At 70.5% G+C, this 23,373-nt stretch carries 16 protein-coding genes; 11 read left to right on the top strand and 5 right to left on the bottom strand.

Features of this window, described 5'->3' with window-relative positions:
• The 5 genes from mtrB (at nt 1) to ABZ919_RS32265 (ending at nt 6,993) form a co-directional block, all read left to right on the top strand.
• Nucleotides 1-2,103 carry an MtrAB system histidine kinase MtrB gene (gene mtrB, locus ABZ919_RS32285; RefSeq protein ID WP_361254672.1) on the top strand — a complete coding sequence of 701 codons (2,103 nt, stop codon included), beginning with the start codon at nt 1-3 and terminating at the stop codon, nt 2,101-2,103.
• Nucleotides 2,093-3,928, top strand: a complete 1,836-nt coding sequence (locus ABZ919_RS32280; protein ID WP_361254670.1) for an LpqB family beta-propeller domain-containing protein — start codon at nt 2,093-2,095, stop codon at nt 3,926-3,928. The genes mtrB and ABZ919_RS32280 overlap by 11 nt, the downstream gene beginning before the upstream one ends.
• A gap of 221 nt (nt 3,929-4,149) precedes the next feature.
• Nucleotides 4,150-5,037, top strand: a complete 888-nt coding sequence (locus ABZ919_RS32275; RefSeq protein ID WP_361254667.1) for a ComF family protein — start codon at nt 4,150-4,152, stop codon at nt 5,035-5,037.
• Between the two features lie 313 nt (nt 5,038-5,350).
• Nucleotides 5,351-6,043 carry a ribosome-associated translation inhibitor RaiA gene (gene raiA, locus ABZ919_RS32270; protein WP_361254664.1) on the top strand — a complete coding sequence of 231 codons (693 nt, stop codon included), beginning with the start codon at nt 5,351-5,353 and terminating at the stop codon, nt 6,041-6,043.
• Nucleotides 6,044-6,246: 203 nt separating this feature from the next.
• Entirely contained in the window at nt 6,247-6,993 is a 747-nt protein-coding gene (locus ABZ919_RS32265; protein WP_361254661.1) for a response regulator transcription factor, read from the top strand.
• A 31-nt stretch (nt 6,994-7,024) separates the two neighbouring features.
• On the opposite strand, the gene ABZ919_RS32260 is transcribed toward ABZ919_RS32265, so the two are convergent.
• Together ABZ919_RS32260 and ABZ919_RS32255 are read right to left on the bottom strand one after the other, a co-directional pair.
• On the bottom strand, nt 7,025-8,200 hold the full coding sequence (locus ABZ919_RS32260; protein WP_361254658.1) for a crosslink repair DNA glycosylase YcaQ family protein: 1,176 nt from the start codon (nt 8,198-8,200) through the stop codon (nt 7,025-7,027).
• A gap of 77 nt (nt 8,201-8,277) precedes the next feature.
• The gene (locus tag ABZ919_RS32255; protein WP_361254655.1) at nt 8,278-8,847 is read right to left on the bottom strand and encodes a GNAT family protein; all 570 of its coding nucleotides are present in this window, start codon (nt 8,845-8,847) and stop codon (nt 8,278-8,280) included.
• A 252-nt stretch (nt 8,848-9,099) separates the two neighbouring features.
• Here ABZ919_RS32255 and secA point away from each other — a divergent pair, with 252 nt between their 5' ends.
• Nucleotides 9,100-11,910: a preprotein translocase subunit SecA gene (gene secA / locus ABZ919_RS32250; protein ID WP_361254652.1), complete on the top strand. Its 2,811-nt coding sequence runs from the start codon at nt 9,100-9,102 to the stop codon at nt 11,908-11,910.
• Nucleotides 11,911-11,976: 66 nt separating this feature from the next.
• Here the strand turns inward: secA and ABZ919_RS32245 are convergent, their stop codons facing one another.
• Nucleotides 11,977-12,498, bottom strand: coding sequence for an Rv3235 family protein (locus ABZ919_RS32245; RefSeq protein ID WP_361254649.1), 522 nt, complete (start codon nt 12,496-12,498; stop codon nt 11,977-11,979).
• 341 nt (nt 12,499-12,839) lie between these two features.
• Here ABZ919_RS32245 and ABZ919_RS32240 point away from each other — a divergent pair, with 341 nt between their 5' ends.
• A complete protein-coding gene (locus ABZ919_RS32240; protein ID WP_361254647.1) occupies nt 12,840-13,352 on the top strand; it encodes a hypothetical protein in 513 nt (170 codons plus the stop codon).
• A gap of 68 nt (nt 13,353-13,420) precedes the next feature.
• Nucleotides 13,421-14,089 (top strand): HAD family hydrolase, encoded by a 669-nt coding sequence (locus tag ABZ919_RS32235; RefSeq protein ID WP_361254644.1) that lies wholly within the window; start codon nt 13,421-13,423, stop codon nt 14,087-14,089.
• Between the two features lie 137 nt (nt 14,090-14,226).
• Here ABZ919_RS32235 and ABZ919_RS32230 read toward each other — a convergent pair whose 3' ends face one another.
• Nucleotides 14,227-14,793, bottom strand: a complete 567-nt coding sequence (locus tag ABZ919_RS32230) for a DJ-1/PfpI family protein (RefSeq protein ID WP_361254641.1) — start codon at nt 14,791-14,793, stop codon at nt 14,227-14,229.
• A 710-nt stretch (nt 14,794-15,503) separates the two neighbouring features.
• Here ABZ919_RS32230 and ABZ919_RS32225 point away from each other — a divergent pair.
• The 3 genes from ABZ919_RS32225 (at nt 15,504) to ABZ919_RS32215 (ending at nt 22,559) form a co-directional block, all read left to right on the top strand.
• Nucleotides 15,504-20,438, top strand: coding sequence for an NAD-glutamate dehydrogenase (locus ABZ919_RS32225; RefSeq protein ID WP_361254638.1), 4,935 nt, complete (start codon nt 15,504-15,506; stop codon nt 20,436-20,438).
• A gap of 137 nt (nt 20,439-20,575) precedes the next feature.
• Nucleotides 20,576-21,067, top strand: a complete 492-nt coding sequence (locus ABZ919_RS32220) for a GtrA family protein (RefSeq protein WP_361254635.1) — start codon at nt 20,576-20,578, stop codon at nt 21,065-21,067.
• A gap of 55 nt (nt 21,068-21,122) precedes the next feature.
• A complete protein-coding gene (locus tag ABZ919_RS32215) occupies nt 21,123-22,559 on the top strand; it encodes a hypothetical protein (protein WP_361254699.1) in 1,437 nt (478 codons plus the stop codon).
• A 54-nt stretch (nt 22,560-22,613) separates the two neighbouring features.
• On the opposite strand, the gene ABZ919_RS32210 is transcribed toward ABZ919_RS32215, so the two are convergent.
• Complete coding sequence (locus ABZ919_RS32210) at nt 22,614-23,315, bottom strand: rhomboid family intramembrane serine protease (protein WP_361254632.1); 702 nt, start codon at nt 23,313-23,315, stop codon at nt 22,614-22,616.
• Nucleotides 23,316-23,373 lie beyond the last annotated feature (58 nt).

Here is a 23,373-nt window from a genome sequence, read left to right as displayed (position 1 = left end):
ATGTCCGGGGACAGCGCCGCTTCGGCTCCCGGCCGGTCCGGGGCCCGTCCGGGGCGGCCTGTCGGCCGGAACACGGGTGCGCGGTTCAGGAGTTTCTTCGAGGGCGGGCTGCTCGAGGGCGGAGTCCAGGGCAGCCCGGTCCTCAGGCTGTTCCTGCGTTGGGTGCGCCGTCCGCTGCTGCCGGTGATGCGGCTGTGGCGGCGCAACATCCAGCTGCGGGTCGTCGCCACGACGCTGTTGATGTCCCTCGGCGTGGTCCTGCTGCTGGGCTTCGTCGTCATCGGCCAGGTTCGCAACGGCCTGCTGGACGCGAAGGTGAAGGCCTCGCAGAGCCAGGCCACGGGTGGCTTCGCGGTGGCCAAGCAGAAGGCGGACGAGGCGGCCAGTGGCACCGGTACCGGTGCGCCCGCCGGGACGGGCACCGCCGACGGTACGGCGACCACCGACGGCCGGCAGTCGCAGAACGTCATCCAGTGGATGAGCGACCTCGTGGAGTCGCTCTCCAGCGGCGGCGCGGGCGCCTTCGACGTCGTCACGCTGCCCGTCGGCGACGACAGTGGCGGCGGACGCAGCCCGCGCGGCTCCGGAAACGTCAACCCGACTTCCAGCATCCCCGATGACCTGCGTGAACGGGTCAACAGCGGTATGACGGCCGCCCAGAGCTATACCCGGATCGTCTACTCCAACGACAAGGAGTCGCAGCCCGCGCTGGTCATCGGCAAGCAGGTCAACGACCCCAACGGGCGGCCGTACGAGCTGTACTACCTCTTCCCGCTGACGCAGGAGGAGAAGTCCCTCAGCCTGGTCAAGGGCACCCTTGCGACCGCCGGACTGTTCGTGGTCGTCCTGCTCGGCGCCATCGCGTGGCTGGTGGTGCGGCAGGTCGTCACGCCGGTGCGGATGGCGGCCGGGATCGCGGAGCGGCTGTCCGCCGGGCGGCTGCAGGAGCGGATGAAGGTCACCGGCGAGGACGACATCGCCCGACTGGGCGAGGCTTTCAACAAGATGGCGCAGAACCTCCAGGTGAAGATCCAGCAGATGGAGGACCTGTCGCGGATGCAGCGCCGGTTCGTCTCGGACGTCTCGCACGAGCTGCGCACCCCGCTGACGACCGTCCGCATGGCCGCCGACGTCATCCATGAGGCGCGCGAGGACTTCGACCCGGTGACGGCGCGCTCGGCCGAGCTGCTCGCCGACCAGCTGGACCGGTTCGAGTCGCTGCTCGCGGACCTGCTGGAGATCAGCCGCTTCGACGCCGGCGCAGCCGCGCTGGAGGCCGAGCCGATAGACCTCAGGGAGGTCGTCCGGCGCGTGGTCAGCGGCGCCGAGCCGCTCGCCGAGCGCAAGGGCACACGCATACGCGTGGTCGGCGACCAGCAGCCCGTGGTCGCCGAGGCCGACGCCCGCCGCGTGGAGCGCGTGCTGCGCAACCTCGTCGTCAACGCCGTCGAGCACGGCGAGGGCAAGGACGTCGTCGTCAAGCTGGCCGCCGCGGGCGGCGCGGTCGCCGTCGCGGTGCGTGACTACGGCGTCGGGCTCAAGCCGGGCGAGGCGACCCGCGTGTTCAGCCGCTTCTGGCGGGCGGACCCGGCACGCGCGCGTACCACGGGTGGCACTGGCCTAGGGCTGTCCATCGCGCTGGAGGACGCGCGGCTGCACGGCGGCTGGCTGCAGGCCTGGGGCGAGCCGGGCGGCGGCTCACAGTTCCGGCTGACCCTTCCCAGGACCGCGGACGAGCCGCTGCGGGGCTCGCCGATACCGCTGGAGCCCAAGGACTCGCGCCGCAACCGCGGCCTCGACGAGGCCGGTCTGCCCGGCGGAGGCGCGGAGAAGCGGGCGACAGTTCCCCTGCAGCAGGGCGGCTCCCAGGCGTCCGCGCTGCCGCCGCGCGCCCCGATCGCGCCGCGGCCGGCCGCCGCGGACCCGGCCGCCCTGCCCGGCCAGGGCAACGGCGCGCGCGTGGTGCCCCGGCCCACCGGTGGCGCACGGCGTACGGACGACAGGCCCGCCACGGATCCGGCACCCGGCGGGGGCGCGGACCGACCGGAGGCGGCCGCAGCGCAGGACTCGAACGAGCCAGGGGAGGCATTGCGTGGGCGCTGACCGCAAGGGGGGCGCCCGGCCCCGGCCGGGACGCGCGGTGGCGTACACCGCCTTGGGGACCGTACTGCTGGCCGGGTGCGCCTCGATGCCCGACAGCGGGGATCTGCGGAACGTGGAGTCCACGCCGCGGCAGGACACGGGAGTCCGCGTGTTCGCCATGCCGCCGGCCGAGGGTGCCGGGCCCGCTGAGATCATGCAGGGCTTTCTGGAGGCGCTGACCAGCGACGATCCGGCGTACGACACGGCGCGCAAGTACCTGACGCCCGAGGCGGCGCACAAGTGGCGCCCGGAGCGGTCGACCACGGTCCTCGCCAACGGGCCGAGCATCGAGCCCGACTGCCGGGCGGGCAACGGCGGAGAGCCGGCCACCGGAGTCAGCTGTGTCCTCGCGGGCAGCCGCGTCGCGACGGTGGACGCGCATCAGGCGTATCAGCCGGCCGGCGGCTTCTACAGCCAGAAGGTGCACCTCGCGCGGGACGCCAAGAACGGCCAGTGGCGTATCGACGCGCTGCCCGACGGTGTCGTCATGGGCAAGTCGGACTTCCAGCGCAACTACACGTCCGTCGACAAGTACTACTTCGCCTCCGACACGGCGGTCGGGGCGGCGGGGGAGCCGGTGGCGGTCGCCGATCCCGTGTTCGTGCGCAGCAAGGTGGACCCGATGACACAGATGGTCCGCTCGCTGCTGGCCGGCCCCACCCGCTGGCTCGGCCCGGTCGTCAGGTCCAGCTTCCCGACCGGTACGGCCTTGCAGAAGGACGTGTCGGGGCTGGCGCCGGACGACCAGAACAGGCTGACCGTGCCGCTGGACCTCAAGGCGTCCCAGGTCGCGACGGCCAAGTGCACCGAGATGGCGACGCAGCTGCTGTTCACGCTGCGGAACCTGGCGCCGACGCTGGAGTCGGTCGAGCTGCAGGGCGTCGGCGGTCACCGGCTGTGCGACCTGAGCGAGGAGCGCGCCGAGGCCACCGCGTGGCACGGGTCGGCCAAGAGCCCGGACAACCTGTACTTCCTCGACGGCAAGCACCGGCTGGTGCGGATGCCGACGGGAAGCGCGGGCAGCAGCGCTGTCCCGGTGCCGGGCCCGCTGGGCGAGGGCGGCAAGGGCCTCGAGTCGGTCGCGGTGTCCCGGGACGAGCACACCGCCGCCGGGGTGGGCGACCAGGGCCGGTCGTTGTACGTGACGTCGCTGGCGTCGGCCGGTTCGCTCGGGAACCCGCTGGTGACCAGCCAGGGCGCGACCACGGACGACCGGCTGACGACACCGAGCTGGGACGCTCGCGGCGACCTGTGGGTGGCCGACCGAAACCCGCACCGTCCGCGGCTGTACATCCTGGAACAGGGCGCCACCAAACCGCAGGAGGTCGCGGTTCCGGACCTGTCCGGCCAGATCAAGGACGCGCGCGTCGCCGCCGACGGGGTCCGGATCGCGCTCGTGGTCGAGAAGAACGGCAAGCAGTCCCTGCTCATCGGCCGGATCCAGCGCGACGACGGCACCGGCCAGGGCACGTCGGTGGTCGAACTGCGATCGGCCGCGCCGGACTTGGAGCAGGTCAGCGCCCTGTCATGGGCCGGGGACAGCAGGCTGCTCGTCGTCGGCCGGGAGCAGGGCGGCGTGCTGCAGATGCGGTACGTGCAGGTCGACGGCTCCACGCTCGACGGTCCGGCGCCGGGCGCGCTCACCGGCGTCAAGTCGATCGCCGCGTCCGAGGACGAACGGGTACCCCTGGTGGCCCGTTCGGAGGACGGGATCGTACTGCTGCCGACCGGGTCGCAGTGGCAGAAGGTCGACAAGGACGGGACCGCGCCGGTCTATCCGGGCTGAGCGCCGCGTACGGCCACCGCCCCTTCCGTGTCGCCCACCGCCCCTTCGCTCGGTTCACCCACCGGCCTTTCGCTCGTGTCGCCTACGGCCCCTTCCCTCGTGTCGTGTACCGCGCCCTCCCCCCGGGGTGAGGGAAGGGCGGAGAGCGGTCCTCCGAGTCGTCCACAGGAGGTTTTCCACAGGGGTGGCCGGGCCGCGCCGGCATTGGCACAGTGGTGGACATGCGGGGGTGGTGGCAGGACCTCACCGACCTGGTGCTGCCGGCCGACTGCACGGGCTGCGGGGCACCTCGTACGGTGCTCTGCCCGCGGTGCCGGGCAGCGCTGTGCGGGCGCGCGCCGCGACGGGTGTGGCCGGTGCCGGAGCCGGCCGGGCTGCCGGTGGTCCACGCGGCCGCTCCGTACGCACAGGAGGTGCGCACGCTTCTTCTCGCGCACAAGGAGCGGGGCGTGCTGGTTCTCGCCGGCGCGCTGGGCGCTGCCTTGGCGGGGGCCGTGCGGGCGGGGTTCGGCGGCGGTGCCGGTGTCCCCGGCGGGGTCGGTGTCGGTCCTCGTTCCGGCGCCGGACGCGTCGATCCCGTGCTGCTCGTGCCGGTGCCCTCCGCCCGGTGGGCGGTGCGGGCGCGTGGGCACGATCCGGTGCGGCGGATCGCGCTCGCGGCGGCCAGGGAGCTGCGGCGCACCGGGACGCCGGCCAGGGTGGCGGCCGTACTGCGCCAGCGGCGGCCCGTGGCGGACCAGGCCGGGCTGGACGCCCGGCGGCGGCTGGCGAACGTCGCGGGCGCGCTGGAGGTGACGGCGGGCGGTGACCGGCTGCTCGGCGCGGGACAGGTCGTGCTCGTCGACGACCTGATCACCACGGGTGCCAGCCTCGCGGAGGCGGCGCGGGCTGTCCGGGACGTGGCGGAGGAGCGAACCGGAGTGAGCACGGCCGTGTACGGGGCCGTAACTCGGGAAGGAAGGGATGAACGACGGACGGCAGTACGAGAGGAGACCGGGAAGTGGGTGCATGGTGCACCGGAAAAGGGGGCCGGGAACACCCTCCGGTATGCGCTTCAAGCGGCCGTGATCGGTGCTCCGCTGGATTCCTTCGAAATAAACAGGAACTGATCGTCAGCTTGCGTCGTTGCAGGTAGCAAGAGGGGTAATTCACCTGAACGGAGGTACGCGGGAGTAGAGGGTGACGACATCCGTCCGGGCGAGATATGTTCGGTTGTGAGGAAAGGCGCAGCCCATACCTCTCCTATCGGAATGCCGTGCCACGGGGTTTTCCGCAATCACCCGTGCCGGTGGGGTGGAGATCTCGCCATCGGGGGAGGAGGAGGTGTAAGTCACCGAGTCCGAGGTCCGGTGCTCACCGGACCTGGTGCGAAAGGGAGATGCTCCGCCGACCGAGCGGAGCGATCCGGGAACGGAGTTCTGCGTGGACATCGTCGTCAAAGGCCGCAAGACCGAGGTGCCCGACCGGTTCCGCAAGCACGTGGCCGAGAAGCTGAATCTGGAGAAGATCCAGAAGCTCGATGCCAAGGTGATCAGCCTCGACGTTGAGGTGTCCAAGGAGCCCAACCCTCGACAGGCCGACCGCTGTGACCGAGTGGAGATCACGCTGCGCTCCCGCGGTCCGGTGATCCGGGCGGAAGCGGCGGCCAGCGATCCGTACGCGGCGCTCGACATGGCGGCGGAGAAACTGGGTGCCCGGCTGCGCAAGCAGCACGACAAGCGTTTCTCGCGGCGTGGCGCACGCCGTATCCCGGCGGCCGAGGTCGCCGACCACGTCCCGGGCGCGGCGACGCTGAACGGCGACGGCGTCCCCGTCCATGAGGAAGAGTCGGACGCGGTGCCGACGAAGAAGATCGGCTCCCTGGAGGTCAAGGGTGAAGGACCCCTCGTCGTTCGCGAGAAGACCCACGTCGCCTCCCCGATGAGCCTCGACCAGGCCCTCTACGAGATGGAACTGGTCGGTCATGACTTCTACTTGTTCGTCGACGCGGAGTCGAAGGAACCGAGCGTCGTCTACCGGCGACATGCCTATGACTACGGCGTGATCCACCTCAGCACGGACCCGATGGTCGCTGAGGCGGAGCCGCCCGCGGCGGGCGGCACGCTGGGCGGCTGACCCACCCGGCCCAAGCCGAGCCGGTGCCCCTGGAAGCGCGTGTGCGCCCCCAGGGGCACCTGTGTGCGACCACTTCACGCCTCGCACGTCACCCCGGTGTCGCCTGGGCATGGAATCATGGCCGGACCGGCCCAACCGGTGGGCCGGTGCCTTGGGTTGGCGATGGCACAGGACCACAGGCCACAGCCTCAGGGGGAGGAACGATGGCGGACACCTTCGGACCGATGCGGGACGAGGACGGCGACGACGGCGTCATCGGCATGGGCCCGGACGCGGGCTCCGTGCGCGCGGAGCCGATCAGAGTCCTGGTCGTGGACGACCACGCCCTCTTCCGGCGCGGCCTGGAGATCGTGCTCGCCGCCGAGGAGGACATCCAGGTCGTCGGCGAGGCCGGTGACGGTGCCGAGGCCGTGGACAAGGCCGCCGACCTGCTGCCCGACATCGTGCTGATGGACGTCCGCATGCCCAAGCGTGGCGGGATCGAGGCCTGCACCTCCATCAAGGAGGTCGCTCCCAGCGCCAAGATCATCATGCTGACGATCAGCGACGAGGAGGCCGATCTCTACGAGGCGATCAAGGCGGGCGCGACCGGATACCTCCTCAAGGAGATCTCCACGGACGAGGTGGCGACCGCCATCCGCGCGGTGGCCGACGGCCAGTCGCAGATCAGCCCGTCCATGGCGTCCAAGCTGCTCACCGAGTTCAAGTCGATGATCCAGCGCACCGACGAGCGCCGGCTGGTGCCCGCGCCCCGGCTGACCGATCGGGAGCTGGAAGTCCTCAAGCTCGTCGCCACCGGGATGAACAACCGGGACATCGCCAAGGAGCTGTTCATCTCCGAGAACACGGTGAAGAACCATGTCCGCAACATCCTGGAGAAGCTCCAGCTGCACTCCAGGATGGAAGCCGTGGTCTATGCGATGCGGGAGAAGATCCTCGAGATCCGATAGCGGTCCTGTCGGCTCTGGCGGCCGCGCGGGCCTAGGCGAGGGTGCGCGCGAGTTCCCTCGTCAGGGGCTCGCGCAGGCCGGGCGCGTCCACCCGTTCCACCCGCACGTCCGTGCAGTCCACCCAGGTGGCCGCCTCGATCAGGGCCTGGGCGACCGCCGGGACCGCCTTCGGACCGTCCAGGGTGACCTGCTTGGCCACCAGTGTGCGGCCCTCCCGGGCCGGGTCCACACGTCCGACCAGCCTGCCGCCGGCGAGCACCGGCATGGCGAAGTAGCCGAAGACCCGCTTGGGCCTGGGCACGTACGCCTCCAGACGGTGGGTGAAGCCGAAGATCCGTTCCGTGCGCGCCCGCTCCCAGACCAGCGAGTCGAAGGGCGACAGCAGCGTGGTGCGGTGACGGCCGCGCGGCGGCGTCGCCAGGGCCGCCGGGTCGGCCCAGGCCGGCCTCCCCCAGCCCTCGACCTCGACCGGCACCAGCCCCGAGTCGGCGATCACCGCGTCGACCTGTTCGCCCTTGAGACGGTGGTAGTCGGCGATGTCCGCGCGCGTGCCGACACCGAGGGACTCGCCGGCCAGCCGGACCAGGCGGCGCAGGCACTCGGTGTCGTCCAGCTCGTCGTGCAGCAGCGCGTCCGGCACGGCGCGCTCGGCCAGGTCGTACACCCGCTTCCAGCCGCGCCGCTCGACGCACACCACCTCGCCGTACATCAGCGCGCGCTCCACCGCGACCTTGGTGCCGGACCAGTCCCACCAGTCGCTGGTCTTCTTGGCGCCGCCCAGTTCCGTGGAGGTCAGCGGGCCCTCCGAGCGCAGCTGCTTGATGACCTGGTCGTAGGCACCCTCGGGCAGCTCGTGGTTCCAGTGCGGGCGGTGCCGGTAGGCGCGGCGGCGGAAGGCGAAGTGCGGCCACTCCTCCACGGGGAGGATGCACGCCGCGTGCGACCAGTACTCGAAGGCGTGCGTGTCACGCCAGTAGGCGTCCTCGACCGCCTTGCGACCGACCGCGCCGAGCCGGGCGTACGGCACGAGCTCGTGGGAGCGGGCGAGCACCGAGATCGTGTCGAGCTGGACCGCGCCGAGGTGGCGCAGCACCCCGCGGACTCCGGCGCGCCGGTCGGGGGCGCCGAGGAAGCCCTGGGCCCGCAGGGCGATGCGGCGGGCGTCGTCCGCGGTGAGAGTGGTGGTCGGACGCGGATGGGTCGTCATGCCCGGGACGATAGAGGGTGCCACTGACAGTCGGCCGTGAGCTGGGAAGACCGTGCCCCGAGGGCCGTGCCCGGAGGTCAGGAGGGGGCGGGGAGGTACGGCGCCGTGGACGGCAGGCCCAGGTCCGAGGGGAGCAGGGAGCCGACCCAGCAGTCCCGGCGGACCCCTTTGTTGTTGAGCGCGGACCGCAGAGTGCCCTCGAGGGTGAAGCCCGCGCGTTCGGCCACCGCGCGGGAGGCGCGGTTGCCGACCTCGGCACGCCATTCGACCCGGTCGACGGCGACCTCGGTGAAGATCCACCGGCAGGCGGTGAGCGTGGCCTCGGTGACGTAACCGCGGCCGCGGTGCTCCTTGGCCGCCCAGAAGCCGACCTCCGCCACGCCGAGCGAGCGCATGGTGAGACTGAGCATGCCGGCGAGTTCCCCGCCGCTGAGGAAGACGCCGAAGGTGAACATCGAACCCTGGGCCCAGCCCTCGGGGGCCAGCTCCTCGGTGAAGCCGCTCGCGTGCTCGGGCAGATACGGGGAGGGCACCGTGGTCCAGCGCTGGATCTCGGGGTCCTGCGCGGCGTCGTACACCGCCTGGGTGTCGTGCGGGCCGACCGCGCGCAGGACCAGGCGGTCCGTGGTGAGTGTGACGGGTTCCATCGGCCGATTGTGCGCGGCCACACGCGTGGTGGCCATCGGTTTTCGCTGAACGTGATCGAGCAGTCACAATTCGCGCAAATACTTGCCTCGATGCGGCACTATCCGTGTGTCCCGTCCGTTGTCCCCGATGAAACAGCCGTCAGGCCGCCAGGCCTCCCGGCCCAGCCGGGTCCTCGCATACGATGGCCGTTGCTCAGTAAGTCAAATGGAAACCGACCGTCCCAGGCCCGACCGGCAAGGAGACAAACCCCCGTGTCCGTCCTCTCGAAGATCATGCGTGCAGGCGAAGGCAAGATCCTGCGCAAGCTGCACCGCATCGCGGACCAGGTCAACTCCATCGAAGAGGACTTCGTGCACCTCTCCGACGCCGAGCTGCGGGCCCTCACCGATGAGTACAAGCAGCGGTACGCCGACGGTGAGAGCCTGGACGACCTGCTCCCCGAGGCGTTCGCCACAGTCCGCGAGGCCGCCAAGCGCGTGCTCGGCCAGCGGCACTACGACGTGCAGATGATGGGTGGCGCCGCCCTCCACCTCGGTTACGTCGCCGAGATGAAGACCGGTGAGGGCAAGACCCTCGTCGGCACCCTCCCGGCGTATCTGAACGCCCTGTCCGGTGACGGCGTGCACATCGTCACCGTCAACGACTACCTGGCCGAGCGCGACTCCGAGATGATGGGCCGCGTCCACAAGTTCCTGGGTCTGAGCGTGGGCTGCATCCTCGCCAGCATGACCCCGGCGCAGCGCCGCGAGCAGTACCACTGCGACATCACCTACGGCACGAACAACGAGTTCGGCTTCGACTACCTGCGCGACAACATGGCGTGGTCGCAGGACGAGCTGGTGCAGCGCGGTCACAACTTCGCGATCGTCGACGAGGTCGACTCCATCCTGGTCGACGAGGCCCGTACGCCGCTGATCATCTCCGGCCCGGCCGACCAGGCCACCAAGTGGTACGGCGACTTCGCCAAGCTGGTCCTGCGCCTGAAGAAGGGCGAGGCCGGCAACCCGCTCAAGGGCATCGAGGAGACCGGCGACTACGACGTCGACGAGAAGAAGCGCACGGTCGCCATCCACGAGTCCGGTGTCAGCAAGGTCGAGGACTGGCTGGGCATCGACAACCTCTACGAGTCGGTGAACACCCCCCTCGTGGGCTACCTGAACAACGCCATCAAGGCCAAGGAGCTCTTCAAGCGCGACAAGGACTACGTCGTCATCGACGGCGAGGTCATGATCGTCGACGAGCACACCGGCCGTATCCTCGCCGGCCGCCGCTACAACGAGGGCATGCACCAGGCGATCGAGGCGAAGGAAGGGGTGGACATCAAGGACGAGAACCAGACACTCGCGACGATCACCCTGCAGAACTTCTTCCGCCTCTACAACAAGCTCTCCGGCATGACCGGTACGGCGATGACCGAGGCAGCCGAGTTCCACCAGATCTACAAGCTCGGCGTGGTCCCGATCCCGACGAACAAGCCGATGGTCCGCAAGGACCAGTCGGACCTGATCTACCGCACCGAGGTCGCCAAGTTCGAGGCGGTCGTCGACGACATCGCCGAGAAGCACGAGAAGGGCCAGCCGATCCTCGTCGGCACGACCTCCGTCGAGAAGTCGGAGTACCTCTCGCAGCAGCTCAGCAAGCGCGGCATCCAGCACGAGGTGCTGAACGCCAAGCAGCACGAGCGCGAGGCGTCGATCGTCGCGCAGGCCGGCCGCAAGGGCGCGGTCACGGTGGCCACGAACATGGCCGGCCGTGGCACGGACATCAAGCTCGGCGGCAACCCCGAGGACCTCGCCGAGGCGGAGCTGCGCCAGCGGGGCCTCGACCCCGAGGAGCACATCGAGGAGTGGGCCGCGGCCCTGCCCGCCGCCCTGGAGAAGGCCGAGCAGGCCGTGAAGGCCGAGAAGGAGGAGGTCGAGGCGCTCGGCGGCCTCTACGTCCTCGGCACCGAGCGGCACGAGTCGCGGCGCATCGACAACCAGCTGCGTGGTCGTTCCGGCCGTCAGGGCGACCCCGGCGAGTCCCGCTTCTACCTGTCGCTGGGCGACGACCTGATGCGCCTGTTCAAGGCGCAGATGGTCGAGCGCGTGATGTCCATGGCCAACGTGCCGGACGACGTTCCGATCGAGAACAAGATGGTCACGCGCGCGATCGCGTCCGCGCAGTCGCAGGTCGAGCAGCAGAACTTCGAGACCCGTAAGAACGTCCTGAAGTACGACGAGGTGCTCAACCGGCAGCGCGAGGTCATCTACGGCGAGCGCCGCCGCGTCCTGGAGGGCGAGGACCTGCACGAGCAGATCCAGCACTTCATGGACGACACGATCGACGCGTACGTCGGCGCGGAGACCGCCGAGGGCTTCCCCGAGGACTGGGACCTGGACCGGCTGTGGGGCGCCTTCCGCCAGCTGTACCCGGTGAAGGTCACCATCGAGGAGCTGGAGGAAGCCGCCGGCGACCGTGCCGGCCTGACCGCCGAGTTCATCTCCGAGTCCATCAAGGAGGACATCCACGAGCAGTACGAGGCCCGGGAGACGCAGCTCGGCTCCGAGATCATGCGTGAGCTCGAGCGGCGTGTCGTGCTGTCGGTCCTCGACCGCAAGTGGCGCGAGCACCTCTACGAGATGGACTACCTCCAGGAGGGCATCGGCCTGCGCGCGATGGCGCAGAAGGACCCGCTGATCGAGTACCAGCGCGAGGGCTTCGACATGTTCACCGCGATGATGGAGGGCATCAAGGAGGAGTCCGTCGGCTACCTGTTCAACCTGGAGGTCCAGGTCGAGCAGCAGGTCGAGGAGGTCCCGGTCGAGGCCGAGGAGCTGGTCGGCGAGGGCGTTCAGGACACCGTTCCGGCGCAGGCCGGGGCGCGTCCGGAGATCCGCGCGAAGGGGCTGGACGTTCCGCAGCGGCGGGATCTGCACTTCTCGGCGCCGACCGTGGACGGCGAGGGCGGCATCCTGGAGCGCGACCTCGAGGACGACGAGCCGGTGCGGTCCGAGGCGGACGGGCTGACCCGGGCCGAGCGGCGCCGGCAGGCGAAGGGTGGGCGGCGTCGCAAGAAGTGACGGTCGCCTGCGGCGTTTGAGCCGTGCGAAGGGCCGGGTTCCTCTGGGGGCCCGGCCCTTGTGCTGTCAGCGGCGGGGGCCGGTTTCCACTGCTGTGCAGCGCCAGCGGAGGTCCCGGCCGCGTTCCAGGCGGAAGGCGAGGGCGCGGAGCTGGTCGCCGGCGGCGATGCGGGCGAAGACTTCGAGGGCGCCCTCGCTCGGCACGTAGTAGCCGATGTCATGGACGACGGGGCGGGAGCCCCGCGTGCGCAGGGGCCGCCGTTCGGCGAGGCGGGCCAGATCGTCGTAGGCGCGGCCGGCGGTGTGGCGGAGCATCCAGTGGACGGGACGCTGACCGCTCAGGACGGCAAGGAGACGGTCGGCGAAGAGGTCGGTGGGGCGTACCGGCGGCACGGCGGTTTCCGGCGCTGTGGGGGCCGTGTCGGCGTTTCCGGTGGCGTTCGGTGGGGCGTCGGCCCTGCCCCTGACCGACGGCTTCCTGGGCGGGGCGCCGCCGGGGCGGCGGATGTCGTGGCGGGTGGGCGGGCGGTGGCGCGGACGGGGAGTGCGGCTCGTCGCCTCGGTCGTGTGGGTCGTGGTGCGGCTCATGACTTTGTTCATGGGGTCCCCGTTCGGCGGGCCCGGTTGTACCGGGCGGTAACTCGCTGGTGGGGATCTTGTACGGGGAGGAGAGAGCGGGGGGCAAGGAAGGCGGGGAGGGCTCGGGAGGGGCGGGGAAGTTCACCTATCCGAGGGATGCGGGGGGTGCCGGTTCCCGAGGTGCCGCGGGTGTGCCGGGTGAATTCCCGGCCCGGGGTGGACGGTTCCCGGGGCGTGGGCACAGACCCGAAAGGGGACGGGCGCACGTATCCTGAAGGTCCTCCGGGAGACGCACCAGCCGGTCGTCCCGGGGGCTCAGCGGAGCCCTAGAGCAGGAAAGAGCGGCGAGCATGCGCGTCTACGTCCCCCTGACCCTCCCCGGTCTCGCCGAGGCGCACAAGACGGGTGAGCTGGGGAGCGGCCCCTTCGCCGCGTATGCCGTCACGCCCGCGTTGCGCGAGTGGTATCTGTCCGAGGACATCGAGGAACTCGAGTACGCGGCGCTCAGCCGGGCCGCGCTGGCCTCGCTGCGGCTGCTGGCGGCGGACCCGGGGGCGGCACGGCGCCGGGTCGTGGTCGCCGTGGACGTGACCGACGGAGCCGCGAGCGTCGACCCGGACCGTGGGCTCGACCCGTCCGCCCTCGGCGAGGTGACCGTCACGGTGACCGTGCCGCTCGCCAAGGCGGCCGCGGTGCATGTCGACGCCGATGACGCGGAGCAGGACGTGGCCGCGGCGGCGGAGGCGCTTCAGGCGGCCGACGGCGGGGACGACGACGCGCAGTTCGTCGTGGACGGCGCGGACGATCACGAGCTGCTGTGGTTCGCCACGCAGGAGATCCCCCATCTCGTCGGACTGAACTGACCCGCCCTGACCTGGGCGAAAGCGGTCGGCCGCCGTCATTGTCAGTGGGGCCGGGTACGGTTTTTCGCATGGGGATGCACGGGAACGCGCACATCGTCTGGGACTGGAACGGCACGCTGTTCCACGACAATGACGCGATCATCGGAGCGACGAACGCGGCCTTCGCCGAGCTGGGACTCGCGCCGATCACGCTGGAGGAGTACCGGTCGCTGTACTGCGTGCCGGTGCCGAAGTTCTACGAGCGGCTGCTCGGCCGGCTGCCGACGGACGTCGAGTGGGAGCTGATGGACGGTGTCTTCCACCGGTACTACGCCGAACACCGGGAGCGGTGTCTCCTGACCGACGGGGCGGCGGAGTTGCTCGAGGGGTGGCGGGCGACGGGCAACAGCCAGTCGCTGCTCAGCATGTACATGCACGATGAACTGGTGCCCCTCGTGCGGGGCTTCGGAATAGAGACGCACTTCCTGCGGGTCGACGGGCGTACGGGGCCGTCGGGGGGCAGCAAGGCCGAGCACATGGTGCGGCATCTGGCGGCGCTGAGCGGAGCCGTCGAGCCCGCGCGGACCGTGGTGATCGGGGACGCGGCGGACGACGCCTTCGCGGCACGGGGCGCGGGGGTGCTGGCGGTGCTGTACACCGGGGGATCGCACAGCCGGGCCAGCCTGGAGGACGCAGGGGTGCCGGTGGTGGACACGCTGGCCGAGGCGGTGGAGGAGGCTCAGCGAATAGCGGCATAGCGGCATAGCGGCATAGCGGCATGGCGGCATGGCGGCGGAGCGCCTGGCGGCCTCCGCGGCTACGGCGCAGCCGCGGAGGCCGTGAAGCCGGTGACGTACCGCAACCGGCGGCGCTGGGTCTCCGCCCCCGCCGTCCTTCAACTCGCCGGTGCCTTCGAGCGCAGGACCTTCAGGAACTCGCGCATCCAGGCCGGATGGTCGGGCCACGCCCGGGAGGAGACCAGGGTGCCGTCGACCACGGCTTCGGCGTCCTGGAAGCCGGCTCCGGCTGCCTGCATGTCCGGTTCGAGGGCGGGATAGGCCGTGACCCGGCGGCCGCGCAGGCTGTCGATCGCCGCGGTGAGCAGCGGGCCGTGGCAGATCTGGGCCACCGGCTTGTCGGAGTCGAAGAACGCCTTGAGGATCTTGCGGAGCTCGGGGTCGTTGCGCAGATATTCGGGGGCCCGGCCGCCGGGGATGACGAGGGCCACGTACTCGCCCGGGTCCACGTCGGCGAAGGCGAGGTCGGCGGGCCAGGTGTAGCCGGGTTTCTCGGTGTAGGTGTCGTAGCCGGGTTCGAAGTCGTGGACGACGAAGCGCAGGGTCTTGCAGGAGGGGGCCGCGATGTGGACTTCGTAGCCTTCCTCACGCAGGCGCTGGTAGGGGTAGAGGACTTCCAGGGACTCCGCCGCGTCGCCGGTGACGATGAGGATCTTCGCGGGCATGTCTGCTCCTCCGGACGTACTGGGATGCTCCTGTACTCCTGGGCGGGACGCACCGCCCCCGGGCAAGGTGCCAACACCGGGCGTACTTGCCAAGGGGGCCGTCGCGGTTCCGGTTCCGGAAGCCTCTCCCAGTCGTCAGGGTGCCCTGTACTCAGAGTGCGGTCGGGGCCGTGGCGACGCGACCGGACGCCCCCTCGGGCAGGCGGCCGAGCTCGTGCGCCCCGGCCGGCGGGCGTCACCTCCCGCCCCACCCGGCGGATACGCCACCACCCCGCGCACCACCCCTGTGCAGAACGTCAAACTTCACCCCTCGGTTTTGTACACATACGGCTCATGACGGGCCCCGGGTGAGGAGCGATAGCCTTGTGGCGTGATCAGCGCGATATCTCGCGGGGGCGACGCTGCCCCTGCCCTGCGCCCGGGCTGCACGGAGCACCTCCGTGACCGGGCGGCGGTCGCTGGTCTTCGCGGGCGGGACCGGGCCGCAGAGGCGCCCGGTACGCCGAGGACAACCCTGGACACGGCGGCGCCGAGAGCAGCGTCACACCCGACCGGTGTGTCGAGAATGGCCGAATCCCCCCCGCTCATCTCACCTCACGGCATAGCGTCGATGCGGACCGGACACCCCGGGCCGTGGCCTCGAGCCGGAGGGAAAGAGACCGTACTTCCTTCTACGTCACGCAACGGCGCGCGACAGGAGTCAGAGGACAATGCAGACCAAGCTGGACGAAGCCAAGGCCGAGCTGCTCGAGAGGGCCGCCCGGGTAGCTGAGAACAGCCCGGTCGGGGGGCACCTACCGACCGGGACCAAGGGCGAGGGCTCCCCGGACACCCCGGACAGCGAGTCCGTGCTCGCGTTCCTCCAGCGCTACTACCTGCACACCGCCCCGGAAGACCTCACCGGCCGCGACCCGGTCGACGTCTTCGGCGCCGCGCTCTCGCACTACCGTCTCGCCGAGAACCGCCCCCAGGGCACGGCGAACGTGCGGGTCCACACCCCGACCGTCGAGGAGAACGGGTGGACCTGCAGCCACACCGTGGTCGAGGTCGTCACCGACGACATGCCCTTCCTCGTCGACTCGGTCACCAATGAGCTGACCCGGCGCGGGCGCGGCATCCACGTCGTCGTCCACCCGCAGTTCGTCGTCCGGCGCGACCTCACCGGCAAGCTGATCGAGGTCCTGCCGACCCAGGCCAACGGCGACCTGCCGCACGACGCGCACTTCGAGTCCTGGATCCACGTCGAGATCGACCGGGAGACCGACCGCGCCGACCTGAAGCAGATCACCGCCGATCTGCTGCGCGTGCTGTCCGACGTGCGCGAGGCCGTCGAGGACTGGGAGAAGATGCGGGACGCGGCGACCCGGATCGCCGACGGCCTTCAGAGCGAGCCCGTCCCGGGTGACATGGCCCGGCCCGAGGTCGAGGAGGCCCGCGAGCTGCTGCGCTGGCTGGCCGACGACCACTTCACCTTCCTCGGCTACCGCGAGTACCAGCTGCGTGAGGACGACACCCTCGCCGCCGTGCCCGGCACCGGTCTCGGCATACTGCGCTCCGACCCGCACCACGCCGAGGACGAGCAGCACCCCGTCAGCCCCTCCTTCGAGCGGCTGCCGGCCGACGCCCGCGCCAAGGCCCGCGAGCACAAGCTGCTCGTGCTGACCAAGGCCAACAGCCGGGCCACCGTGCACCGGCCGTCGTACCTGGACTACATCGGCGTCAAGAAGTTCGACGAGCAGGGGAACGTCGTCGGTGAGCGGCGGTTCCTCGGTCTGTTCTCCTCCGCCGCGTACACCGAGTCCGTGCGCCGGGTCCCCGTCATCCGCCGCAAGGTCGACGAGGTGCTCGAGCGCGCCGGGTTCTCGCCCAACAGCCACGACGGCCGTGACCTGCTGCAGATCCTGGAGACCTACCCGCGCGACGAGCTGTTCCAGACGCCCGTCGCGGAGCTGCAGTCCATCGTCACGTCCGTGCTGTACCTGCAGGAGCGCCGTCGGCTCAGGCTCTACCTGCGCCAGGACGAGTACGGCCGCTACTACTCGGCCCTCGTCTACCTGCCACGCGACCGCTACACCACGGGTGTCCGGCTCAGGATCATCGACATCCTCAAGGAGGAGCTCGGCGGCGTCAGCGTCGACTTCACCGCCTGGAACACCGAGTCGATCCTCTCCCGGCTGCACTTCGTCGTCCGCGTCCCGCCGGGCACCGAGCTGCCCGAGCTGTCGGACGCCGACAAGGAACGCATCGAGGCCCGCCTGGTCGAGGCCGCGCGTTCCTGGGCCGACGCGTTCGCCGAGGCGCTGACCGCAGAGGTGGGCGAGGAGCGCGCGGCCGAGGTGCTGCGCCGCTACGGCCACGCCTTCCCCGAGGGCTACAAGGCCGACCACACGCCCCGTGCGGCGGTCGCCGACCTCGTCCACCTGGAGCAGCTGAGCGAGGACAAGACCTTCTCACTGAGCCTGTACGAGCCGGTCGGTGCCGCGCCGGAGGAGCGCCGCTTCAAGATCTACCAGAAGGGCGGCTCGGTCTCCCTCTCACACGTGCTGCCGGTCCTCAGCCGCCTCGGCGTCGAGGTCACCGACGAGCGTCCGTACGAGCTGCGCTGCTCGGACCGCACCACGGCCTGGATCTACGACTTCGGGCTGCGCATGCCGAAGGCCGCGGGCGGCGAGCACCTCGCCGACGACGCCCGCGAGCGCTTCCAGGAGGCCTTCGCCGCCACCTGGACCGGCAAGGCGGAGAACGACGGCTTCAACGCCCTGGTGCTGAGCGCCGGGCTGACCTGGCGGCAGGCGATGGTGCTGCGCGCCTACGCCAAGTACCTGCGGCAGGCCGGTTCGACCTTCTCGCAGGACTACATGGAGGACACCCTCCGCAACAACGTCCACACCACCCGGCTCCTCGTCTCGCTGTTCGAGGCACGGATGTCGCCGGACCGGCAGAAGGCCGGCCTGGAGATCACGGACGCGCTGCTGGAAGAGCTGGACGCGGCCCTGGACCAGGTGGCGAGCCTGGACGAGGACCGCATCCTCAGGTCCTTCCTCACCGTCATCAAGGCGACGCTGCGCACGAACTTCTTCCAGGAGGCGGTCGGCGGCAAGCCGCACGAGTACGTCTCCATGAAGTTCGACCCGCAGGCCATCCCGGACCTGCCCGCGCCGCGCCCGGCGTTCGAGATCTGGGTGTACTCCCCGCGTGTCGAGGGCGTGCACCTGCGTTTCGGCAAGGTAGCGCGCGGTGGTCTGCGCTGGTCGGACCGCCGCGAGGACTTCCGCACCGAGATCCTCGGCCTGGTCAAGGCGCAGATGGTGAAGAACACCGTCATCGTGCCGGTCGGCGCCAAGGGCGGCTTCGTCGCCAAGCAGCTCCCGGACCCGGCGAAGGACCGGGACGCCTGGCTGGCCGAGGGCATCGCCAGCTACAAGACGTTCATCTCGGCGCTGCTCGACATCACCGACAACATGGTCGGCGGCGAGGTCGTGCCGCCGCAGGACGTGGTCCGGCACGACGGCGACGACACCTACCTGGTGGTCGCCGCCGACAAGGGCACCGCGACCTTCTCCGACATCGCCAACGGGGTCGCCGAGAAGTACAACTTCTGGCTCGGCGACGCCTTCGCCTCCGGCGGCTCGGCGGGCTACGACCACAAGGGCATGGGCATCACCGCCCGCGGCGCCTGGGAGTCCGTCAAGCGGCACTTCCGTGAGCTGGGCGTGGACACGCAGACCGAGGACTTCACGGTCGTCGGCATCGGCGACATGTCCGGTGACGTGTTCGGCAACGGCATGCTGCTGTCCGAGCACATCCGCCTGGTAGCCGCCTTCGACCACCGGCACATCTTCATCGACCCGACGCCGGACGCGGCCACCTCGTACGCCGAGCGCCGCCGGCTGTTCGAACTGCCCCGCTCCAGCTGGGCCGACTACAACACCGAGCTGCTGTCGGCGGGCGGCGGGATCTTCCCGCGCAGCGCCAAGTCGATCCCGATCAACGCCCACATCCGCGAAGCCCTCGGCATCGAGGGCAAGGTCACCAAGATGACCCCGGCCGACCTGATGAAGGCCATCCTCCATTCGCCGGTGGACCTGCTGTGGAACGGTGGCATCGGCACGTACGTGAAGTCGTCGGCGGAGTCGAACGCGGACGTCGGCGACAAGGCCAACGACGCGATCCGCGTCGACGGCGCCGACCTGCGGGTCAAGGTCGTCGGCGAGGGCGGCAACCTGGGCCTGACCCAGCTCGGCCGGATCGAGTTCACCATGCACGGCGGCAAGATCAACACCGACGCGATCGACAACAGCGCCGGCGTGGACACCTCCGACCACGAGGTGAACATCAAGATCCTGCTGAACGGCCTGGTCGCGGACGGCGACATGACCGTCAAGCAGCGCAACAAGATCCTCGCCGAGATGACCGACGAGGTCGGCGCGCTGGTGCTGCGCAACAACTACGCGCAGAACACGGCCCTGGCCAACGCCCTGTTCCAGGCCAAGGACATGCTCCACGCCCAGCAGCGGTTCCTCCGCCACCTGGTGCGCGAGGGCCACCTGGACCGGGCGCTGGAGTTCCTGCCGGCCGACCGGCAGATCCGCGAGCGCCTGTCCCAGGGCCAGGGTCTGACCGGGCCGGAGACCGCGGTCGTCCTGGCGTACACGAAGATCACGGTCGCCGAGGAGCTGCTGCACACCTCGCTGCCCGACGACCCGTACCTGCGCAGCCTGCTGCACGCCTACTTCCCGACGGCGCTGCGCGAGCGGTTCGCCGAGGCCATCGACAACCACCCGCTGCGCCGCGAGATCACCACGACCGTGCTGGTCAACGACACGGTCAACACGGGCGGTACGACGTATCTGCACCGTCTGCGCGAGGAGACCGGTGCCTCCCTGGAGGAGATCGTCCGGGCGCAGACCGCGGCCCGCACGATCTTCTGCTCGGCACCGGTGTGGGACGCGGTGGAGGACCTGGACAACAAGGTCGACGCGACCGTCCAGACCCGGATCCGGCTGCACTCGCGCCGCCTCGTCGAGCGCGGCACGCGCTGGCTGCTCAACAACCGGCCGCAGCCGCTGCAGCTCGCCGAGACGGTGGATTTCTTCGCCGAGCGGGTCGAGCGGGTCTGGCAGGAGCTGCCGAAGCTCCTCAAGGGCGCGGACCTGGAGTGGTACCAGCACGTCTACGACGAGCTGTCCGCGGCCGGTGTCCCGGACGAACTCGCCACGCGCGTCGCCGGGTTCTCCTCCGCCTTCCCGGCGCTCGACATCGTGTCGGTGGCCGACCGCATGGGCAAGGAGCCGCTCGACGTCGCCGAGGTCTACTACGACCTCGCCGACCGGCTGAACATCACCCAGCTGATGGACCGCATCATCGAGCTGCCCCGCAACGACCGCTGGCAGTCCATGGCCCGCGCCTCCATCCGCGAGGACCTGTACGCGGCGCACGCGGCCCTCACCGCGGACGTCCTCGCGGTCGGCAACGGCACCTCCACGCCCGAGCAGCGGTTCAAGGCCTGGGAGCAGAAGAACGCGCCCATCCTGAGCCGGGCACGCACCACCCTGGAGGAGATCCGCGGTTCGGAGACCTTCGACCTCGCCAACCTGTCGGTGGCGATGCGTACGATGCGGACGCTGCTGCGCACGCACTCGTAGCCGTACGACCGTGAGGACGCCCCGGGCCGACGTCGAATCGGCCCGGGGCGTTCCGTTTCTTGCCGACCCTTAGGCAAAAGTGATCAGCGAATTTACCGTTTCCTGCTAATCGGTTCCTTTCGGATAGGGTCGGCGCTGTGACTGTTCAACTCACCGAGACCCGCCCGGCACCGGCACCGGCACCGGCGCCTGCGCCGGCACCGGCCCGGCGGCCCGTCAAACGGGTCGTCCTGGAGGTCGTGAAATTCGGGATCGTCGGCGGCAGCGGTGTCCTCGTCAATTTCCTGATCTTCAATCTGCTGCTGCACGGCCTCGGTTGGCCCGCGATGACGGCCACCGTCCTGGCCAGCTGTGTCGCGATGGCGACCAATTACCTGGGCTTCCGGCATTTCGCCTATCGCGACCGGTCCGCGCGCACCCGCAGCCAGATCATCCTGTTCTTCGTCTTCAGCGGCCTCGGTGTGGTGATGGAAATCGGCCTGTTCTGGGTCGGTTACCACGCGCTCGGACTGCACAGCGTGGTCGGGTCGAACGTGGCGAAGGCACTGTCGATCGTGCTCGCCTCCGCCTTCCGGTTCCTGGTCTACCGCACCTGGGTGTTCCAGCAGGATGCACACCGCACCGTCTGACGCCGCACCGGTGAGCCGCACGCCTTCGCAGCCGGGCGTCACGCGGGCCGGCCGGGTGCTGCCGCAGGCCGCCGCCGCGCTCGTCGTGGTGCTGCTGCTCCTGGTCATCGTCCGCCTGCCGTGGGCGGGCGACCTCGGCATGCACGCGGCCACCGTCCAGCGCCTGCGCCACAACCCGCTCCACCCCGGCAACCCGCTGGTCGACGCGGACACGCCGAGCCCCTACTACTCGCCGTGGATGCTGGTGCTGGGCGTGCTCGCCAAGCTGACCGGCCTGTCGGTGTTCGTGATCCTGCGGTTCGCCGCGCTCGTCGGGCTGACCCTGCTGGTCACCGGTGTACGGCGATACGTCCGCACCCTCACCCCGCACCGCGCGGCCCCCGCGCTGGCCCTGCTCAGCCTGGTCCTGCTGTGGGGTCCGCTGCTGTTCAACTGGTCCGGTTTCCTGGGTCTGAACTCCCTTGCGCTGACGGTGTCGTACCCCAGCGTCTTCGCGCTCGGCCTCACCTTCCACTTCTGGGCGTGGCTGACGCGGGCGGTGCGGGAGGAGGCCGCATGGGCGAGGTGGCTGTGGCTCGGTGTGCTGTGGGCGCTGATCCTGCTGTGCCACCAGTTCACGGGGGTCGTGGCCTCTCTGGGCGCGCTGGCGATGCTGATCGCGGCGCGGCCGGCCCGGGCGGTGGTGCTGCGGCTGGGTGCCGCCCTCGCGCTGGGCCTGCTCCTGCTGTGGCTGTGGCCGTACTACGACTTCTTCTCCCTCTTCTCCGCCGGCGCGGATCTGGAGGCCATCCACCGGCCGCTGTACGCGCACCTGGCCGCGCGGTTCGGACTGGTGCTGCTCGGGGTGGCGGCGCTGGCGCTGCGCTGGCGGCGGGACCACTGGGATCCGCTGGCGCTGTTCTTCGTGCTGGGCGCGCTGGTGTTCGCCGCGGGCGGGCTGAGCGGTCACTACTCGTGGGGCCGCGCCCTGCCCGCCGCGTTGATCCCGGCACAGCTGGCGGCCGCGCTGGAGGTCGTTTCCGCCGGGCGGCGGGCGGTGCGGGCGGGCTGGGCGTGCGTCCTGGGCGCGGCGCTGGCCGTCGGAGCGTGGACCCAGGTCGGGACGCTCGGCTACGTGACCGGGAAGGGGGCGCTGCCCTCCGTGGTCGCGGCGAAGTACCGGGCGCCGTGGGTGGGGTACCACTGGATCACGCCGTGGGTGAAGCACGGGGACGTGGTGATGGCTCGGACGTCCGCCGAGCGGCAGATCCCCGCGTACGGGCCCTACACCGTGGCGCCCGGATATCCCGATGTGTTCCTGCCGGACGCCACGCGGCGGGAGGCGGCGGTGACGCGGTACTTCGCCGCGGGGACGTCCACCGCCGAACGGGCGGGGATCCTGCGGGAGTACGGCGTGCGGTGGGTTGTGGGGCCGGGGAGTCTGGCGGGGCCGGGGCTCCGGAAGGTGACCACGGGTCCAGGGAGCCAGGTCCTGTACCGCGTGGTGCGCTGAGCCGTGGTGGGCCGCGGCTGAGCCGTGGGCGGGTCTCACAGCACGGGCAAGTCCCTAGAGCAGGCCCAGGTCGCCGAGTTCTTTGTGCAGGTCGGCTCGGGGGTGGTCGGCGCGGGGCCGGGGGATGTCGTCGCGGCCGTCGGTCCGGGGCCGGCGGTCCCGGAACAGCCAGGCGCCCAGGAGGCCCCCGAACAGGCCTCCGAGGTGGCCGAGCCAGCTCACTCCCGGTGTGCCGGGTACGGCGACGGTGAGGAGGTAGGCGAAGGAGGCGCCCATGACGACTCCGACCAGCGTGTCGATCAGATGCCGGTCGAAGAGGCCCCGGACGACGACGTACCCGAAGTACCCGAAGATCAGGCCGCTGGCGCCGACCGTTTGCACCTCGCCCCGCTCGAAGAGCCAGACCACGGCGCCACTGGTCACCGCGATCAGCAGGGTGAGCCCGAGGAAGCGCACCACTCCTCGGTAGGCGGCGAGGAAACCGAAGACGAACAGCGGCCCGGAGTTGCTCTCGATGTGCGCCCAGCTCCAGTGGAGGAGGGGCGCGACGAGGATGTCGGGGAGCGTGCCGATGTCACCCGACACCACTCCGTAGTCCCGTGACAGGGCGTAGTGGTCGGCGTAGTTGGCAAGCTGCAGGAGCCAGACGAGCGCCAGCAGCCCGAACATCACGAAGAACGCCTTCCGCGCCTCCGCGATCATCTGCTCGGGACCGGCCGGCAGCACGCCGGCCCGGTCCTCGTCCGTCGTTCCCATGGCAGGCCCCCTCACGGCGGGATCCCACGCCCCCGCCCCACCACGGCGAACTCTAAGG

This window comes from Streptomyces sp. NPDC046759, from assembly GCF_040645475.1.
In the GTDB taxonomy this organism is placed as follows: domain Bacteria; phylum Actinomycetota; class Actinomycetes; order Streptomycetales; family Streptomycetaceae; genus Streptomyces.
The sequence above is the reverse complement of the archived record's forward strand: the minus strand, read 5'-3'. Positions and strand labels throughout refer to the sequence as shown.

Coding starts and splice junctions, on each gene's coding strand:
- ABZ919_RS32230 (WP_361254641.1), bottom strand. CDS start 14,793: ATGCCCGCGAAGATCCTCATCGTCACCGGCGACGCGGCGGAGTCCCTG.
- ABZ919_RS32245 (WP_361254649.1), bottom strand. CDS start 12,498: ATGAGCCGCACCACGACCCACACGACCGAGGCGACGAGCCGCACTCCC.
- ABZ919_RS32275 (WP_361254667.1), top strand. CDS start 4,150: ATGCGGGGGTGGTGGCAGGACCTCACCGACCTGGTGCTGCCGGCCGAC.
- ABZ919_RS32260 (WP_361254658.1), bottom strand. CDS start 8,200: ATGACGACCCATCCGCGTCCGACCACCACTCTCACCGCGGACGACGCC.
- ABZ919_RS32225 (WP_361254638.1), top strand. CDS start 15,504: ATGCAGACCAAGCTGGACGAAGCCAAGGCCGAGCTGCTCGAGAGGGCC.
- ABZ919_RS32235 (WP_361254644.1), top strand. CDS start 13,421: ATGGGGATGCACGGGAACGCGCACATCGTCTGGGACTGGAACGGCACG.
- ABZ919_RS32255 (WP_361254655.1), bottom strand. CDS start 8,847: ATGGAACCCGTCACACTCACCACGGACCGCCTGGTCCTGCGCGCGGTC.
- ABZ919_RS32210 (WP_361254632.1), bottom strand. CDS start 23,315: ATGGGAACGACGGACGAGGACCGGGCCGGCGTGCTGCCGGCCGGTCCC.
- mtrB (WP_361254672.1), top strand. CDS start 1: ATGTCCGGGGACAGCGCCGCTTCGGCTCCCGGCCGGTCCGGGGCCCGT.
- ABZ919_RS32265 (WP_361254661.1), top strand. CDS start 6,247: ATGGCGGACACCTTCGGACCGATGCGGGACGAGGACGGCGACGACGGC.
- ABZ919_RS32240 (WP_361254647.1), top strand. CDS start 12,840: ATGCGCGTCTACGTCCCCCTGACCCTCCCCGGTCTCGCCGAGGCGCAC.